We start from the raw sequence: 14,960 nt of genomic DNA on the forward strand, positions 1-14,960 counted from the left end.
CAGGACAACCATGGCCGACTTCAAGCCCTTCATCGCCAAGGTCGCCGCTGGAAAGGCGCTCACCTTCGAGGAGGCGCGCGAGGCGTTTGACATCGTGATGTCGGGCGAAGCGACACCGTCGCAGATCGGCGGCTTCCTGATGGCCCTGCGCGTTCGCGGCGAGACCGTGCCGGAGGTGATGGGCGCTGTCGCCACGATGCGCGACAAGATGCTGCGCGTCGCAGCCCCTGGCAACGCGATCGACATCGTCGGCACGGGCGGCGATGGCACGCACAGCCTCAACATCTCGACCGGGTCCGCCTTCGTCATCGCCGGCTGCGGCGTGCCGGTGGCCAAGCACGGCAACCGCAACCTCTCCTCGCAGTCGGGCGCGGCGGATGTGCTGATGGCGCTCGGGATCAGGATCGACCTGTCGCCCGAAGCGATCTCGCGCTGCATTGCGGAGGCCGGCATCGGCTTCATGTTCGCACCGGCTCACCATCCAGCGATGAAATATGTCGGCCCCTCGCGTGTCGAGCTCGGCACGCGCACGATCTTCAACCTGCTCGGACCGCTCTCGAATCCCGGCGGCGTGACACGGCAGCTGGTCGGCGTTTTCGCGCCGGAATGGGTGGGACCCGTCGCGGAAGCCCTGAAGGAACTCGGGTCCGAGAAGATCTGGGTCGTCCATGGCGACGGTTATGACGAGATCACCACGACCGGCGAGACGCGGGTCGCGGAACTCTCCGATGGCGTGCTTTCCGAGTTCACGATCACGCCGGCGCAATATGGCCTGGCCTGGCACACGCAGGCTGAGCTCAAGGGCGGCGACGCCGCCTTCAACGCCAGGGCACTGCGGGATATGCTGGCCGGCGCGCCCGGCGCCTATCGCGACACCGTGCTGATGAACGCCGGCGCGGGGCTTGTCGTTGCCGGTGTGGCGGCCGACATGAAGGAAGGCATCGCGCTGGCCGTCCGGTCCATTGATGACGGCAAGGCGCTGGCGCGGCTGGAGAAACTGGTGCAGGTGTCCAACGCATGACCGATATCCTGCGCAAGATCGAGGCCTACAAGCGCGACGAGATCGCCGCCGCCAAGGCGCGCACGCCGCTCGCCGAACTCAAGGCACGGATCGCAGGCGGCGAGCAGCCGCGCGGTTTCCTCAAGGCCCTGCGGGCGAAGCGCGCCAAAGGCGAGTTTGCTCTGATCGCGGAGATCAAGAAGGCGAGCCCCTCGAAAGGCCTGATACGGGCGGATTTCGACCCACCGTCGCTTGCCGCCGCGTATGAGGCCGGCGGTGCCGCCTGCCTCTCCGTCCTCACCGATGCCCCGTCCTTCCAAGGCGCGCCGGAATTCCTGACCGAGGCGCGCTGCGCCTGCGCCCTGCCCGCGCTGCGCAAGGACTTCATGTTCGACGCCTACCAGGTGCTCGAGGCGCGCGCCTGGGGTGCGGACGCGATCCTGCTCATCATGGCGAGCCTCTCCGACGACGACGCGAAGTCGCTCGAGGCCTGCGCGTTCGATCTCGGCATGGACGTTCTCGTCGAGGTGCACGACGAAGCGGAGATGGAGCGCGCGCTGAAGCTCGCCTCATCGATGATCGGCGTGAACAACCGCAATCTGCGCACCTTCGAAGTCTCGCTCGACGTGTCGGAGCGGCTGGCCCGCATGGTGCCGGCCGACAGGCTGCTCGTCGGCGAAAGCGGCATCTTCACCCATGCCGACTGCATGCGGCTCGCACGCCACGGCATCGGCACCTTCCTGGTGGGCGAGAGCCTGATGCGCCAGGCCGACGTCGCGGCGGCTACGCGCCTGCTGCTCAACGGCGCCGCCGCAGCGGCGGCCGAGTGACGATGACCGCCCCCTCGCCGGGCCTCACCCATATCGCCGCCGACGGGCAGGCCGATATGGTGGATGTCGGCGCGAAGGCCGAGACGCAGCGCGTCGCGATCGCCGAGGGCTCGGTGGTGATGAAGCGCGAAACGCTCGACATGATCGTCGCCGGCAATGCGAAGAAGGGTGATGTGATCGGCGTCGCCCGCATCGCCGGCATTATGGCGGCCAAGAAGACGCACGAACTGATCCCGCTCTGCCACCCGCTGCTCCTCGACAAGGTGGGCTTGGAGATCGAGCCCGATGCAGCCCTTCCGGGCCTGCGCGTCACGGCGACTGCGCGCGTCACCGGCAAGACCGGCGTCGAGATGGAGGCATTGACCGCGGCTTCCGTCGCCTGCCTCACCATCTACGACATGGCCAAGGCCGTGGACCGCGAGATGGAGTTGACGGGCATCCGCCTGGTCGAGAAGACCGGCGGCAAGTCGGGCGACTACCGCCGGACGAACGGCTGATCCAATGGCGCTGATGCCGGTGAAGGACGCCCTGGCCCGCCTCCTCGACGGGGCTGCCCCGCTCGCATCCGAAACCGTCGCGATCGGCCAGGCCGCGTGGCGCGTGCTCGCCACAGACATCGCGGCGCTGCGCACCCAGCCGCCCTTCGACGCCTCCGCGATGGACGGCTATGCGGTCCGCGCCGCCGACGTCGCATCGGTGCCCGCGACGCTGCGTGTCATCGGCGAGGCGCCGGCCGGCAAGGGGTTCACGGGCACGGTTGGCCCCGGCGAAGCGGTCCGCATTTTTACCGGCGCACCGGTTCCTGCCGGGGCCGACGCCGTGCTGATCCAGGAGAACACGCGCCTCTCGCCCAATGGTGTGGAAGCATTGGAGCCCGTCGCGGCCTTCCGCAACATCCGCCGGCAAGCTCTCGACTTCCGCGAAGGTGAGCCTCTGCTCGAGGCGGGCCGGCTCCTCGATCCCGCCGCCGTCTCGCTGGCGGCTGCCGCCAACCACGCGGCGCTGCCGGTCATCCGCAAGCCGCTGGTCGCTATCCTCGCCACGGGCGACGAACTGCTGCCGCCGGGCAGCGAGACCGGGCCGGACCAGATCATCTCCTCGAATGCCTATGGCGTGGCTGCCGTGGTCGAAAAGATGGGTGCCGTCCCCCTCGATCTCGGCATCGTACGTGACGACCGCTCTGGGATCGCCGCGGCGATAGATGGCGCACGCGCAGCGGGCGCGGACATCATCGTCACGCTCGGCGGCGCCTCGGTCGGCGACCACGACCTGGTGCGCGAGGTGCTGAGTTCTGCCGGTATGACGCTCGACTTCTGGAAGATCGCGATGCGGCCCGGCAAGCCGCTGATGTTCGGCCGATTGGGCGACGTGCGGGTGCTCGGGCTCCCCGGCAATCCGGTGGCCTCTCTCGTCTGCTCGCACCTTTTCGTCGCGCCGCTCGTCGCGCAACTGGGAGGACGGCCCCATATGTTGGACATTCGGGACGCGGTTCTGGGTGTCGACATGACCGAAAACGACCAGCGTGAGGACTATGTCCGCGCCCGTGTCGAGAGTCGCGACGGCCAACTCGTTGCAGCGCCCTTCCCTGTGCAGGATTCTTCGATGCTGCGGATTCTGGCCGACGCCAACGCCCTCATCGTCCGTCCGCCCTTCGCTCCCGCAGCCCCTGCGGGCTCTCCCTGCCGCGTGGTTCTGCTGCGATGAGAAGCCGGCTCGGCAAATAGCCTGAACGAACGGTAAACAAATTCACTAAAATTTAAGCGGTTGCAGAACACATATCGAACAGATAGTGTTTGTTCTGGTTTTGTTTGTCTGGCGATTCTTGGAGGGCGAAATGCTGACGCGCAAGCAACACGAGTTGCTGATGTTCATCCACGAGCGGATGAAGGAGTCCGGCATTCCCCCTTCCTTCGACGAGATGAAGGAGGCGCTGGACCTTGCCTCGAAGTCCGGCATCCACCGCCTGATCACGGCGCTGGAGGAGCGCGGCTTCATCCGCCGCCTGCCCAACCGGGCGCGCGCGCTGGAAGTCGTCCGCCTACCGGAATCGATGTCTCCCGCCCTCGCCGGCCCGCGCAAATTCTCCCCGAGCGTCATCCAGGGCAGCCTCGGCCAGAAGCCGGCCGAGCCGCCGCGCGCGCCCGTTGCCAGCAACGATGCGGGCAGCGCGATCTCGATCCCCGTCATGGGCCGCATCGCGGCCGGCGTGCCGATCGACGCCATCCAGCACCAGACCCACGCGATCATGGTGCCGCCGGAAATGCTGTCGGGCGGCGAGCACTATGCCCTTGAAGTGAAAGGAGATTCGATGATCGAGGCCGGCATCTTCGACGGCGATACGGTCATCATCCGCAACACGAACGCGGCCACCCCCGGCGACATCGTCGTGGCCCTGGTCGACGAGGAAGAAGCCACACTCAAGCGCTTCCGCCGCAAGGGCGCCTCGATCGCTCTCGAAGCCGCCAACCCGGCCTACGAGACGCGGATCTTCGGCCCGGACCGGATCAAGGTGCAGGGTCGTCTCGTCGGCCTCATCCGGAAATACTGAGCGTCGCGAAGAGCCGACGAGTGGTTCAGGAAGCCGGCTTCGTGCCGGCTTTTTTGTTTGCGGGCTCGTAAGGAGCCATGCCTCTGGCGGCGCGCGAGAAGCGGCGGTGGTCGTGCCAGGGACGCGTGCCGGACAGGGCGTAGGTGACGGAAGCGTTTCCCACACCGTCGAAGCGGATCTCTGCGCTGCCGTCCAGCGCAAGCCGTCGCGCGGTGATGATTTGCACTTTGCTGTGCGGGCAGGGATTGGCAGCCGTCGGATCGGCGATGACGATTACGCTCGCCGTGTCGCAGGCCTGCTCGGCGTCGGGCATCGTCAACGCATGAGCGACCACGGCTCCCGACTCATGTTCGACCCGGCACAGGTCGCCCGCGCAGAAGAATCGCGCCGGAGAAATATCCATGACGGTGCCAGTGGTTCCGGCTTCCGTCTCCTTTGCCGGCTTCATGATACCGGTTGCCATCGTCGCCCGCGACCAGTCTTCGACCGTAAACGCATTCGGACGGTCGCGGTTGACTGCCAGCATGCCGTCCCGCGTCCTGATCCCGACCAGTCGCGCATCCTCGGAGACGTAGGCCTGCGGCAATTCGCGAAGCGTCAGGCTTGCAAAGCCCACGACGGCGAGCGGGACCGCGAGCAGTCTCACCGCGGTCGTCGTGGCAAGCGTGAGCGGCACCAGCGCAAGCGCGAGCAGGACAACGGAAGCGGAGGGAACCGCGCCGATCGCATCGACCGGCGTGCGCTCGGCGAGCCAGCGGACGATGGCAAGTGCCAGCGACAGCCCCTGCCCCATGATTATGAAGACTGGCCCATCGAGGCCGAAAGGCATCAGCACCATTCCGGCCACCGCCGCCGGCATCACGACGACCGAAAACACGGGCATGGCCGCGAGGTTTGCGACAAGGCCGAGCGGCGAGACACGCTGGAAATGCCAGGCGCCGAAGATGCCGGTCGCGACGCCGGCGATCAGCGACGTGGCCGCCAACCCCGCGGCGTAGAAGACGACCGTTCGCGCAATCCGCAGGAGCGCGCCACGCTGTGCAGGATTCGGTTGTGCTCGGCGCGCTCTGCGTTCCGCCCACCAGCCATAGGCGGAAACGAGCGCGGCCGTTGCCGCGAACGACATCTGGAAGCTTGGCCCGACGACCTCGTGCGGCGAGAGCACGATGATGATCAGGGCGGCGATCGCCAGGTTGCGCATCGTCAGCGCCGCGCGATCGAAAAGCAGCGCGACCAGCATCACCGCGATCATTAGGAAGCTGCGCTCGGCGGCGACCTGCGAACCTGAGATAAGAAGATAGGCGGCAAGTGCTGCCAGCGCGCCGACAGCCGCGTATTTCCGCACCGGATGGCGCGAGGCAAATCCGGGAAAGGCGGCAAAGCCGAGCCGCAGCGACCCGATCACCACGCCCGCCACCAGCGCCATGTGCAGGCCGGAGATCGACAGCACATGCGCGAGCCCGGTGATGCGCAGCGTCTCGTTGACATCCTCCGGGATTCCCGCACGCACGCCGGCGACGAGCGCGGCCGCGATCTCGCCCTCGGGCCCACCGATATGGCCGCGGATGCGCCCGGCAAGCGCGAGGCGCCGCGCTTCGATCCAGGCTTCCACGCGCGCGCGCAACGAACTCTCGTCCGCCGCCGGCAAAACCTCAGGCCGCTTGAGAAAGAAGCCGCTCGCGCCAATCCGGTCGAAATAGCTTTCGAAAGCGAAATCGTAGGAGCCGGGACGCAACGGCCCGAGCGGCGGCGCGAGCCGCGCCAATCCCGTCACCGCAGCACCCGGCTCAAGGCCCGGCGGCGCGGATCGGGCCGTCAGGCGCACGCGGTCGGGCTGATAGCGCAACTTCGGCCGCTCTGTCGCCATCACCGCGAGCGTCAACCTTATGCGCCCCTTCTCGCGGGTTTCGATCGTCTCGACACGCCCCGTCAGCCGTGTGGTGATTTCGCCGCCGATCACCTTCGTGCTGGAGCGCCAGGTTTCCACCTTGCCGAAGAAGGCACCACCAACGAGGAGCAGAAGTGCCAGCGCGAGATATCTCGCCACCGCGACATTACGGGCCAGCCAGGCAACGGCTCCGAAGAGACCAGCCAGCGAGAGGATCGGCGTCCAGCCTGGCTCGAAGTCGAGTGCGAAATAGACGGCCGCTCCGGCGCAGAGCAGCACGGGCACGAGGAGGAATGCGCCGCCCCGATCTATCTCGAGCTGAACGGCCGATGCCGCCTGTTCGGACGCGTGGACGGGACCCGCTTCCACGCGCCCTGCCGCGATCATGCGCCGCGGCATCGGCGGGCTCAGGGCAGGTAACGGCTGATTGGACAGTCCGGTTTGATCTCGCGCGGCCGGCAGCGCCTGCAGCGTCGCAAAAGCCGGCGAGAACAGGCCGCGCTCGTCCTGTCTCTGATCGCTCCCCTCGCCGTCCATGCGACAGCCACCCGACGACCTTGCGCCTCAGACACTTCATGCTACATGAACCGCAACGAAACGCTACCCGCGCGGCCTGCGCCGCCATCCGGAACAGTCCATGTCCAGTCCAGTCGTCACGCGCTTTGCGCCCTCGCCCACGGGCTACCTCCACATTGGCGGCGCCCGCACCGCGCTCTTCAACTGGCTCTATGCCCAACACACCGGCGGCAGGATGCTGCTGCGCATCGAGGACACCGACCGCGAACGCTCCACCGAGGCGGCGACCGCCGCGATCCTCGACGGGCTGAGCTGGCTTGGCCTCAACTGGGACGGCGAGCCGATCTCGCAGTTCGACCGCGCCCCACGCCACCGCGAGGTCGCCGAGCAGCTCGTCGCTACGGGCAAGGCCTATTATGCCTACGAGACGCCGGCCGAGCTGGACGCCATGCGCGAGAAGGCGAAGGCCGAGGGTCGTCCGCCCCGCTACGACGGCGCCTGGCGCGACCGCGACCCGTCCGAGGCACCCGCGGGCGTGAAGGGCGCGATCCGCATCAAGGCGCCGCACGAGGGAGAGACTGTCGTGCACGACCGCGTCCAGGGTGAGGTCCGCTTCCCCAACAAGGATCTCGACGACTTCATCATCCTGCGTTCGGATGGCAATCCGACCTATATGCACGCCGTCGTCGTCGACGATCACGACATGGGCGTCACCCACATCATCCGCGGTGACGACCACCTGACCAATGCCGCCCGCCAGACCGTCATCTACCAGGCGATGGGCTGGGACGTGCCGTCGATGTCGCACATCCCACTGATCCACGGCGCCGACGGCGCGAAGCTTTCCAAGCGCCATGGCGCGCTGGGCGTCGAGGCCTACCGCGCGATGGGCTACCTGCCCAAGGCCCTGCTCAACTATCTCGCGCGCCTCGGCTGGAGCCATGGTGACGACGAGGTGATGTCGATCGAGGACATGATTTCGTGGTTCGAGATCGAGGACGTCAACAAGGGCGCCGCCCGCTTCGACTTCGCCAAGCTGGAGGCGCTCAACGGCGTCTGGATGCGCCGTACCGATGACCGCGAACTGACCGACACGCTGGTGGCGACACTGCCCTTCCTTCCCGGCGGAGAGGAGATGCTGGCCAAGCTGACGGACGCCAGGCGCGCCCAGCTCCTGGCTGCCATGCCCGGCCTGAAGGAACGCGCGAAGACCTTGGTCGAGCTTGCCGACAGCGCCGGCTATCTGTTCGCGCAGCGGCCGCTTCCGCTGGATGAGAAGGCGGCAGGGATTCTCGATGCCGACGCGCGCGCGGTCTTGGCGAAGGCGGCAGAAGCCCTCGCCTCTGTGCGCAACTGGACAGCGCAGGATACCGAGGCGGCCGTGCGCGATGTCGCCGAAGCTGGAGGGCTGAAGCTAGGCAAGGTTGCACAGCCCTTGCGCGCCGCCCTCACCGGCAGGAGCACCTCGCCCGGTGTGTTCGACGTCCTCGCCGTGCTCGGCCGCGATGAATCGCTTGCGCGCATCCGCGACCAGGCAGGATGATCCGGGAAAGGAGCCAAAGGACGATGTTCAAGCTCTATGGCAGGCCGGGCTCAGGCTCAGGAGCGGTCGAGGCGATCCTGCGGCTCGCCGACATCGAGTGCGAGGTTGTCGACCTGGCGCGCTGGCCGGAGGGCGAACCTCCGGCCGAACTGCTCGCCATCAACCCGCTTGCCCAGGTGCCCGTGCTGATTCTGCCAGATGGGAGCGCCATGACCGAGTCGGCCGCCATGTGCGTGCATCTCGTCGATCTGCACCCATCCGCCGGCCTGTCGCCGACAATCGGCGAGCCCTCGCGGGCGGCCTTCCTGCGATGGATGTTCTATCTCTCCACCAACATCTACATGAGCGAGCTGCGCTACTTCTATCCGCACCGCTACACGGCCGACGCGTTCGGCGCCGACGCGGTCAAGCAGGCCTCACTCGATCGCAAGAGCTTCGAATGGTCCGTCTTCTCCGAAGCCCTCGGCAACAGGTCCTTCGCTCTTGGGGACAGACTGTCGGCCGTCGACATCTACGCTGCGATGCTCATCAGCTGGATCGAGGATCTAGACGAGTTCTGCGCCCGGTTTCCGGCCTTGCGGGGCCTCTATCATCGCGTTGCGGAAGTGCCTCAGATCGCCAAGGTCTGGGCGCGCCATGGCATGCCGACATAGGTTAATGAATTCTCAGATGGTCTCCGAAAATTCACTGGACCGCCCGTGTTTTGCATTGCAGCATCAGGCGAACGGTCAACTTGGCACCATGTCGTAAATGCGATAGCACAAGCCGGCATAAACACCGGGCGGGTTCATCTCTTCGCGCCGCATCATCCATCCTCGCGGCGCGTTTCTGGGGCATCGAAGGGAGTTGCAATGACAAACAAGACGGCGAAACTCGAATTTGGCGGCAAGTCCTTCGACATGAAAGTTCGAAGCGGGTCCGTGGGGCCGGACGTGATCGACATCGCCCCCCTGTTCAAGGAAACGGGCGCCTTCACCTACGACCCGGGCTTCACCTCCACCGCCTCCTGCGAGTCGGCCATCACCTATATCGACGGCGACGAGGGGATCCTGCTGCACCGCGGCTATCCGATCGACCAGCTCGCCGAGCACGGCGATTTCCTGGAGACCTGCTACCTGCTGCTCTACGGCGAATTGCCGACCAAAAGCCAGAAGGAAGACTTCGACAACCGCGTCACGCGCCACACCATGGTGCATGAGCAGATGGTCAACTTCTTCCGCGGCTTCCGCCGCGACGCGCACCCGATGGCGGTAATGTGCGGTGTGGTCGGCGCACTTTCGGCCTTCTATCACGACTCGACCGACATCTCCGATCCGCACCAGCGCATGATCGCCTCGATCCGCCTGATCGCGAAGATGCCCACCATTGCGGCGATGGCCTACAAATATCATATAGGCCAACCCTTCGTGTATCCGCGGAACGATCTCTCCTACGCCGCGAACTTCCTGCGCATGTGCTTTGCGGTGCCGGCCGAGGAATACGAGGTCAATCCCGTGCTGGCGCGCGCCATGGAACGCATCTTCATCCTCCATGCCGACCATGAGCAGAACGCATCGACCTCGACCGTTCGTCTTGCCGGCTCGTCGGGCGCCAATCCCTTCGCCTGCATCGCCGCCGGCATCGCTTGCCTGTGGGGGCCCGCACATGGCGGCGCCAACGAGGCCGCGCTCAACATGCTGTCTGAGATCGGCACCGTCGACCGCATTCCGGAGTTCATCGCCCGCGCCAAGGACAAGAACGATCCGTTCCGCCTGATGGGCTTCGGTCATCGCGTCTACAAGAACTACGACCCGCGCGCGAAGATCATGCAGCGTACGACGCATGAGGTGCTCGGCGAGCTCGGCATCAAGGACGATCCGCTGCTCGACGTCGCGATGGAACTGGAGAAGATCGCGCTCACGGACGACTACTTCATCGAAAAGAAGCTCTATCCGAACATCGACTTCTACTCCGGCATCACGCTGAAGGCGCTCGGCTTCCCCACCACCATGTTCACCGTGCTGTTCGCAGTCGCCCGCACGGTCGGCTGGATCGCACAGTGGAAAGAGATGATCGAGGATCCGCTGCAGAAGATCGGACGTCCGCGCCAGCTCTACACCGGCGCGACCGAGCGCGATTACGTGCCGATCGCCAAGCGCTGATCGGAACACGCGCAGGAATCGAGACGGGCGCTTAGGCGCCCGTTTTTTGTTTGATGTAGGACATCACCACGCCTGCGGCGGTCTCCCCAGGCGGCCGGTCCGTGGCGAGGCGTCGGCGGACCTCGGCGAAGCCTTCGCGCTGCCAGGCTCGCATTTCCGTGTCGGTGAACAGGCATTCGAGCGAACGGGCAATGTGCTCCGGCCGGACATATTGATTGTAGTATTCGGGCGCCACCGGCCGGTCGGCGATGAGGTTCGGCAGGAGGGCAGACCATGAGGTGATCAAGCCCTCGAACTGGCGGGAGAGCCAGTCGAACTTGTAGCAGGAGACGAGCGGGACGCCGGCAAGCGCGAGCTCCAGCGACACCGTTCCGGACGAGATGAGGGCCGCATCCGCCGCGCCGAAGGCCTGCCACTTCTCATCCGCCCCGACAATGATCTCAGGCGCCTGTCCCCATTCTGCAACACCTGCGGCGACACGGTCGCGCAGGCGCGGTAATGTCGGCAGGACAATACGCAGCCGGTTGCCGCGCGCGCGCAGGATGTCGATCGTCTCGCCGAACGGCTTGAGCAGATGACCGATCTCCGACCCGCGCGAGCCGGGAAGGACGACCAGCGTCTTCTCGCGCCCGGGCGCGAGGTCGCGTGCGATCGCCTGCGCAGCCACGGCCGACCTCACTCCGGGATCGGCCGTCAGCCGATGCCCGACGAAGGTGCCCTTTGGCCCGCCCAACTTGTCGAGCACGTCCGGCTCGAACGGCAGCACGCATAGGATGTGGTCGACATGGGGCTTCATCGCCCGCGCCCGGCCGGGCCGCCAGGCCCACACACTCGGGCAGACATAGTGGACGATGGGAATGGAGGGGTCGGCGGCGCGTACCTTCTTCGCGACGCGCAACGAGAAGTCCGGACTGTCGATGGTGACGAGGCAGTCGGGCTTTGCCGCCACGATCTCCCGCGCGGTCTGTCCGATCCGGCGGATCAGGCGCGGCAGGTCGCGCACCACGGCTGCGACGCCCATCAGGGCGATTTCGGATGAATTGAACAGCGACGAAAGGCCCTGCGCCTCGAGGTGCCGCCCGCCAATCCCGGTAAGGACGATGTCGCGGCCTGATGCGGCGAGCAGCGCGGTCACCAGGTCGGCGCCTAGCAGGTCGCCCGACTCCTCCCCCGCGACGACCGCGAGACGCAGCGGCCGGTCGGTCATGTCGTCCAGTCCCGTTCGACCAGGCCGACGACGAACAGGCCCAGTTCGTCTGCACGCGCCGTGACCGCTCCCATGTCGAGCACGATCGACCGGTCGGCTTCGACGCCTATACCTGCAAGCCCGGCCGCATGCGCGAGTTCAACTGTTCCGACCCCTATGGTCGGAAGATCGACGCGGAGCTCCTGCGCCGGCTTGGCACATTTCACCAGCGCGCCGCCTGCACGTCCCTCGATACGACCGTTCGACCGCAGTTCCACGGTGCGCTGCAGCAGCCCGTCGGTTCCTTCGATGCCTTCGAGCGCCACAGCCCTTCCCCCGATCGCGATCGCGGCCTGCCCTATGTCCAGCGCGCCGATCGCGCGGGCGGCAATCGCAGCCGCCTTGAGGTCGTCGCGGTCCCGCGCGCTCGGCGCCCTCACGGTCAGCACGCCGGGCGGCGCAAGCAGGTCGGGCAGGATCTGGTGCGCTCCGACGACCGTGATGCCCAGCCTTTCATAGTAGCGGACGATCGCGCGCAGCAGATTGTCGTCCCCCCGCGCGAGCGAGGCCACAATGCGCGGCGCCATGTGGAGGATACCAAGGCTTGGACGCACGGAACGCAAGCGCGGTCGACGGCTCACGCCGCCTGCCATGACGAGATGCGTCACCCCTTCGCGCCTGAATCTTGCCGCCAGTTCGCCGATCCGCTCGAGCGGCATGATCCAGTGGTCCTGGCCGGTCAGCACCGTCGACGCGGCATCGGCTTCGCCTTCGATCAGCACGACGAAGGGACGATGACCGGATGCGGCCAACGCATCGACAAGTTCGATGGGCAACTTGCCGGCGCCGGCCCCGACGGCGATCCGCTCGCCCGGACGAAGCTGGAACGCCGATGTCCGCTCAGACCTCGCCATCGTCGTCAGACTGGTCTTCCCTGCCCCGCCACGGGGTTGCGTAGGAACGGCGGCCAGAGGAGCGCATGAAGGCAAGCACGTCCAGCACCGCGGGAGAGTCGGCAAAGCGCTTCTCGGCTGCTGCCATGTTCTCGTCCATAGTGCGCGAACGGTCGAAGATGGCCTTGAAGGCGTTCCTGACCGCATGGATCTCGGAGCGGGACATTCCTGACCGCTTCATCCCGATCAGGTTCAGGCCCCGCAACGCGCCGTTCGGTCCGCGCAGCATTCCGTAGGGAATGACGTCCTCGAACACGGCCGTCATGCCGCCGATGAAGGCGTGGTGGCCGATGCGCGTGTTCTGGTGCGCCGCCGAGAGGCCGCCGAAGTTGACGAAATCACCAACGACGACATGGCCACCGAGCGTTGCGAGGTTCGCCATGGTGACGTTGTTGCCCACAGTGCAATCATGCGCGATGTGCGTGTAGGCGAGGAAATAGCCGTTGTCTCCGACGACGGTTTCGGCCTTGCTCGTGTCGCTGCCGAGATGCATCGTCACGCCTTCGCGGATCAGGCAGTTGCGCCCGACGACCAGCGTGGTGCGTCCGCCCTTGTGCTTATTGTTCTGAGGTGCCGCACCCAACACCGCCTGCGGGAACACCTTGCAGCCCTCACCGAGGCTGGTGGCGCCGAGGATCGAGACATGGCTGACCAGTTCCACGCGATCGCCGAGAACGGCATCGGCGCTTACATGGCAGAATGGCCCGATCCGGACGCCGGCCCCGAGCTGCGCACCCTGCTCGACCACCGCAAGCGGGTGAATGATGGTTTCGCCTGCCACGCCGCTCATGCTCCGGTGCTGCCCGCCGGCGTCGTCATTGCGGATATGATCGCTTCGGCGACCTTGGTCCCGTCAACGACCGCCTCGCACTTGAACTTCCAGATATTCGCCCGCTGACGCTCTTTGGCGACCTTGATCTCCAGCCGGTCGCCCGGCACCACCGGCTTGCGGAACTTTGCCTCGTCGATCGTCAGGAAATAGACGAAGGAGGGCTTCTCCGACCTCAGCGAATGCAGGCATATCGCGCCGGCTGTCTGCGCCATAGCTTCGATGATCAGCACGCCCGGCATCACCGGCTTCTCGGGAAAATGCCCCTGGAAGTGCGGCTCGTTCATCGTGACGTTCTTGATGCCGGTCGCGGAATTGTCGCCGTCGATATCGACGATCTTGTCGACGAGCAGAAACGGATAGCGATGGGGCAGCAACTTGAGCAGCCGGTCGATATCCAGTGTTTCCAGTTGTTTCGCGCCCGGTTCAGCCATTGCCGTTCTTTCTCCTGGACCTGTCCTGCGCCATGCCGCGCAAGAGCGACACCTCGCGGAGCCAGCTCTTCATCGGCTGGGCAGGCGCACCTCCCCATCTTTCGCCTGCGGGAACGTCATGCATCAGCCCGCTGCCCGCCGCAAGTTGCGCGCCGCTTCCGATCGTCAGGTGATCGCCAATGCCAACGCGTCCGCCCAACATCACGTAGTCGCCGATGACGACGGAGCCGGAGATGCCGACCTGTGCGGCGATGGCGCATGAGCGCCCGATGCGCACGTTGTGGCCGATCTGAACCAGATTGTCGATCTTGGTCCCTTCTCCGATGATCGTGTCGCCGAGCGCACCCCTGTCGATCGTGGTATTCGCGCCGATCTCGACATTGTCCTGAATGATGACGCGGCCGATCTGCGGCACCTTCTCCAGCCCGGAACGCCCGGCTACAAACCCGAAACCGTCCGCACCGATCCGCGCTCCGGCATGGATGATCACCCGATCGCCGATCAGCGCCGCCTGAATGCTGGCGCCAGGACCGATGAAGGTGTTGCGGCCGATCTGGCATGACGGCCCGATGACCGCGTTGGGCGCGATGACTGCGCCGGCACCGATCATGGCGCCCGGCCCAACGACCGCGCCGGGCTCTATGGTCGCACCGGCCTCAACCTTCGCATCGCTCGCCACATGGGCTGAGGGTGAAATGCCGACGACGGGAGAAAACCACGGCGCGGGTTTCGTCGCTTCAGGGAAGAGATGACGCGCAACGAGCGCAAATGCCTGCTGCGGGCGCGGCGTTACCAGCACGGCGACACCCGCCGGGACCGAGGGCGCGAGGTCCGCCGTGCACAGAACCGCGCCGGCCCGAAGCCGGGGCAGCAACCCAAGGCCCCTGCGCCCTTCCAGGAATACAAGGTCACCGGGACCACCCTGATCAGCAGGGGCGATTCCGGTTATTTCCACACCACCGGCATCAGGGTTCCCGAGAGATGCACCACATAGCTCTGCGACCTGCGCCGCATCGATCCGGCGGACGGGCGAGAAGAACACCGGATCGCTCATGAATGCCCCAGACTTCCGGGCCAGACGCCCGGAAGGGG

Annotated in this window: 14 protein-coding genes; 8 read left to right on the forward strand and 6 right to left on the reverse strand. The window is 66.2% G+C overall.

Annotated elements, in window-relative coordinates:
- Positions 1-10 precede the first annotated feature (10 nt).
- The 5 genes from trpD to lexA all read left to right on the forward strand — a co-directional run bounded on the left by trpD (position 11) and on the right by lexA (position 4,378).
- Entirely contained in the window at positions 11-1,021 is a 1,011-nt protein-coding gene (trpD, locus tag LRS09_RS25195; RefSeq protein WP_257809776.1) for an anthranilate phosphoribosyltransferase, read from the forward strand.
- Positions 1,018-1,830: an indole-3-glycerol phosphate synthase TrpC gene (trpC, locus tag LRS09_RS25200; protein ID WP_257809777.1), complete on the forward strand. Its 813-nt coding sequence runs from the start codon at positions 1,018-1,020 to the stop codon at positions 1,828-1,830. The genes trpD and trpC overlap by 4 nt, the downstream gene beginning before the upstream one ends.
- A 2-nt stretch (positions 1,831-1,832) precedes the next feature.
- Entirely contained in the window at positions 1,833-2,327 is a 495-nt protein-coding gene (gene moaC / locus LRS09_RS25205) for a cyclic pyranopterin monophosphate synthase MoaC (RefSeq protein WP_257809779.1), read from the forward strand.
- Between the two features lie 4 nt (positions 2,328-2,331).
- Positions 2,332-3,534 (forward strand): gephyrin-like molybdotransferase Glp, encoded by a 1,203-nt coding sequence (glp, locus tag LRS09_RS25210; RefSeq protein ID WP_257809781.1) that lies wholly within the window; start codon positions 2,332-2,334, stop codon positions 3,532-3,534.
- A 130-nt stretch (positions 3,535-3,664) separates the two neighbouring features.
- Positions 3,665-4,378 (forward strand): transcriptional repressor LexA, encoded by a 714-nt coding sequence (gene lexA, locus LRS09_RS25215; RefSeq protein ID WP_257809782.1) that lies wholly within the window; start codon positions 3,665-3,667, stop codon positions 4,376-4,378.
- 25 nt (positions 4,379-4,403) lie between these two features.
- Here lexA and LRS09_RS25220 read toward each other — a convergent pair whose 3' ends face one another.
- Positions 4,404-6,803, reverse strand: coding sequence for a ComEC/Rec2 family competence protein (locus LRS09_RS25220; protein WP_257809783.1), 2,400 nt, complete (start codon positions 6,801-6,803; stop codon positions 4,404-4,406).
- A 100-nt stretch (positions 6,804-6,903) separates the two neighbouring features.
- On the opposite strand from LRS09_RS25220, the gene gltX reads away from it, so the two are divergent.
- The 3 genes from gltX to gltA all read left to right on the forward strand — a co-directional run bounded on the left by gltX (position 6,904) and on the right by gltA (position 10,466).
- Complete coding sequence (gene gltX / locus LRS09_RS25225) at positions 6,904-8,325, forward strand: glutamate--tRNA ligase (RefSeq protein ID WP_257809784.1); 1,422 nt, start codon at positions 6,904-6,906, stop codon at positions 8,323-8,325.
- A gap of 23 nt (positions 8,326-8,348) precedes the next feature.
- Entirely contained in the window at positions 8,349-8,978 is a 630-nt protein-coding gene (locus tag LRS09_RS25230) for a glutathione S-transferase family protein (protein WP_257809785.1), read from the forward strand.
- A gap of 198 nt (positions 8,979-9,176) precedes the next feature.
- Complete coding sequence (gene gltA / locus LRS09_RS25235; RefSeq protein WP_257809789.1) at positions 9,177-10,466, forward strand: citrate synthase; 1,290 nt, start codon at positions 9,177-9,179, stop codon at positions 10,464-10,466.
- 31 nt (positions 10,467-10,497) lie between these two features.
- On the opposite strand, the gene lpxB is transcribed toward gltA, so the two are convergent.
- Genes lpxB through lpxD form a run of 5 tightly spaced genes read right to left on the reverse strand, consistent with a single transcriptional unit; the run spans position 10,498 to position 14,922 of the window.
- Positions 10,498-11,673: a lipid-A-disaccharide synthase gene (gene lpxB, locus LRS09_RS25240; RefSeq protein ID WP_257809791.1), complete on the reverse strand. Its 1,176-nt coding sequence runs from the start codon at positions 11,671-11,673 to the stop codon at positions 10,498-10,500.
- Positions 11,670-12,566, reverse strand: coding sequence for an LpxI family protein (locus LRS09_RS25245; RefSeq protein ID WP_257809793.1), 897 nt, complete (start codon positions 12,564-12,566; stop codon positions 11,670-11,672). The genes lpxB and LRS09_RS25245 overlap by 4 nt, the downstream gene beginning before the upstream one ends.
- Positions 12,553-13,395, reverse strand: coding sequence for an acyl-ACP--UDP-N-acetylglucosamine O-acyltransferase (lpxA, locus tag LRS09_RS25250; protein WP_374684881.1), 843 nt, complete (start codon positions 13,393-13,395; stop codon positions 12,553-12,555). Before lpxA ends, LRS09_RS25245 begins: the two co-directional genes overlap by 14 nt.
- Complete coding sequence (gene fabZ / locus LRS09_RS25255) at positions 13,392-13,868, reverse strand: 3-hydroxyacyl-ACP dehydratase FabZ (protein ID WP_257809794.1); 477 nt, start codon at positions 13,866-13,868, stop codon at positions 13,392-13,394. Before fabZ ends, lpxA begins: the two co-directional genes overlap by 4 nt.
- Complete coding sequence (gene lpxD, locus LRS09_RS25260; RefSeq protein ID WP_257809795.1) at positions 13,861-14,922, reverse strand: UDP-3-O-(3-hydroxymyristoyl)glucosamine N-acyltransferase; 1,062 nt, start codon at positions 14,920-14,922, stop codon at positions 13,861-13,863. Before lpxD ends, fabZ begins: the two co-directional genes overlap by 8 nt.
- Between the last annotated feature and the right edge of the window lie 38 nt (positions 14,923-14,960).

Source organism: Mesorhizobium sp. J428, from assembly GCF_024699925.1.
GTDB lineage: Bacteria > Pseudomonadota > Alphaproteobacteria > Rhizobiales > Rhizobiaceae > Mesorhizobium_A.

Excerpts from the sequence above, each read along its gene's own strand:
- trpD (WP_257809776.1), top strand. The coding sequence starts at position 11 with ATGGCCGACTTCAAGCCCTTCATCGCCAAGGTCGCCGCTGGAAAGGCG.
- trpC (WP_257809777.1), top strand. The coding sequence starts at position 1,018 with ATGACCGATATCCTGCGCAAGATCGAGGCCTACAAGCGCGACGAGATC.
- moaC (WP_257809779.1), top strand. The coding sequence starts at position 1,833 with ATGACCGCCCCCTCGCCGGGCCTCACCCATATCGCCGCCGACGGGCAG.
- glp (WP_257809781.1), top strand. The coding sequence starts at position 2,332 with ATGGCGCTGATGCCGGTGAAGGACGCCCTGGCCCGCCTCCTCGACGGG.
- lexA (WP_257809782.1), top strand. The coding sequence starts at position 3,665 with ATGCTGACGCGCAAGCAACACGAGTTGCTGATGTTCATCCACGAGCGG.
- LRS09_RS25220 (WP_257809783.1), bottom strand. The coding sequence starts at position 6,803 with ATGGACGGCGAGGGGAGCGATCAGAGACAGGACGAGCGCGGCCTGTTC.
- gltX (WP_257809784.1), top strand. The coding sequence starts at position 6,904 with ATGTCCAGTCCAGTCGTCACGCGCTTTGCGCCCTCGCCCACGGGCTAC.
- LRS09_RS25230 (WP_257809785.1), top strand. The coding sequence starts at position 8,349 with ATGTTCAAGCTCTATGGCAGGCCGGGCTCAGGCTCAGGAGCGGTCGAG.
- gltA (WP_257809789.1), top strand. The coding sequence starts at position 9,177 with ATGACAAACAAGACGGCGAAACTCGAATTTGGCGGCAAGTCCTTCGAC.
- lpxB (WP_257809791.1), bottom strand. The coding sequence starts at position 11,673 with ATGACCGACCGGCCGCTGCGTCTCGCGGTCGTCGCGGGGGAGGAGTCG.
- LRS09_RS25245 (WP_257809793.1), bottom strand. The coding sequence starts at position 12,566 with ATGGCGAGGTCTGAGCGGACATCGGCGTTCCAGCTTCGTCCGGGCGAG.
- lpxA (WP_374684881.1), bottom strand. The coding sequence starts at position 13,395 with ATGAGCGGCGTGGCAGGCGAAACCATCATTCACCCGCTTGCGGTGGTC.
- fabZ (WP_257809794.1), bottom strand. The coding sequence starts at position 13,868 with ATGGCTGAACCGGGCGCGAAACAACTGGAAACACTGGATATCGACCGG.
- lpxD (WP_257809795.1), bottom strand. The coding sequence starts at position 14,922 with ATGAGCGATCCGGTGTTCTTCTCGCCCGTCCGCCGGATCGATGCGGCG.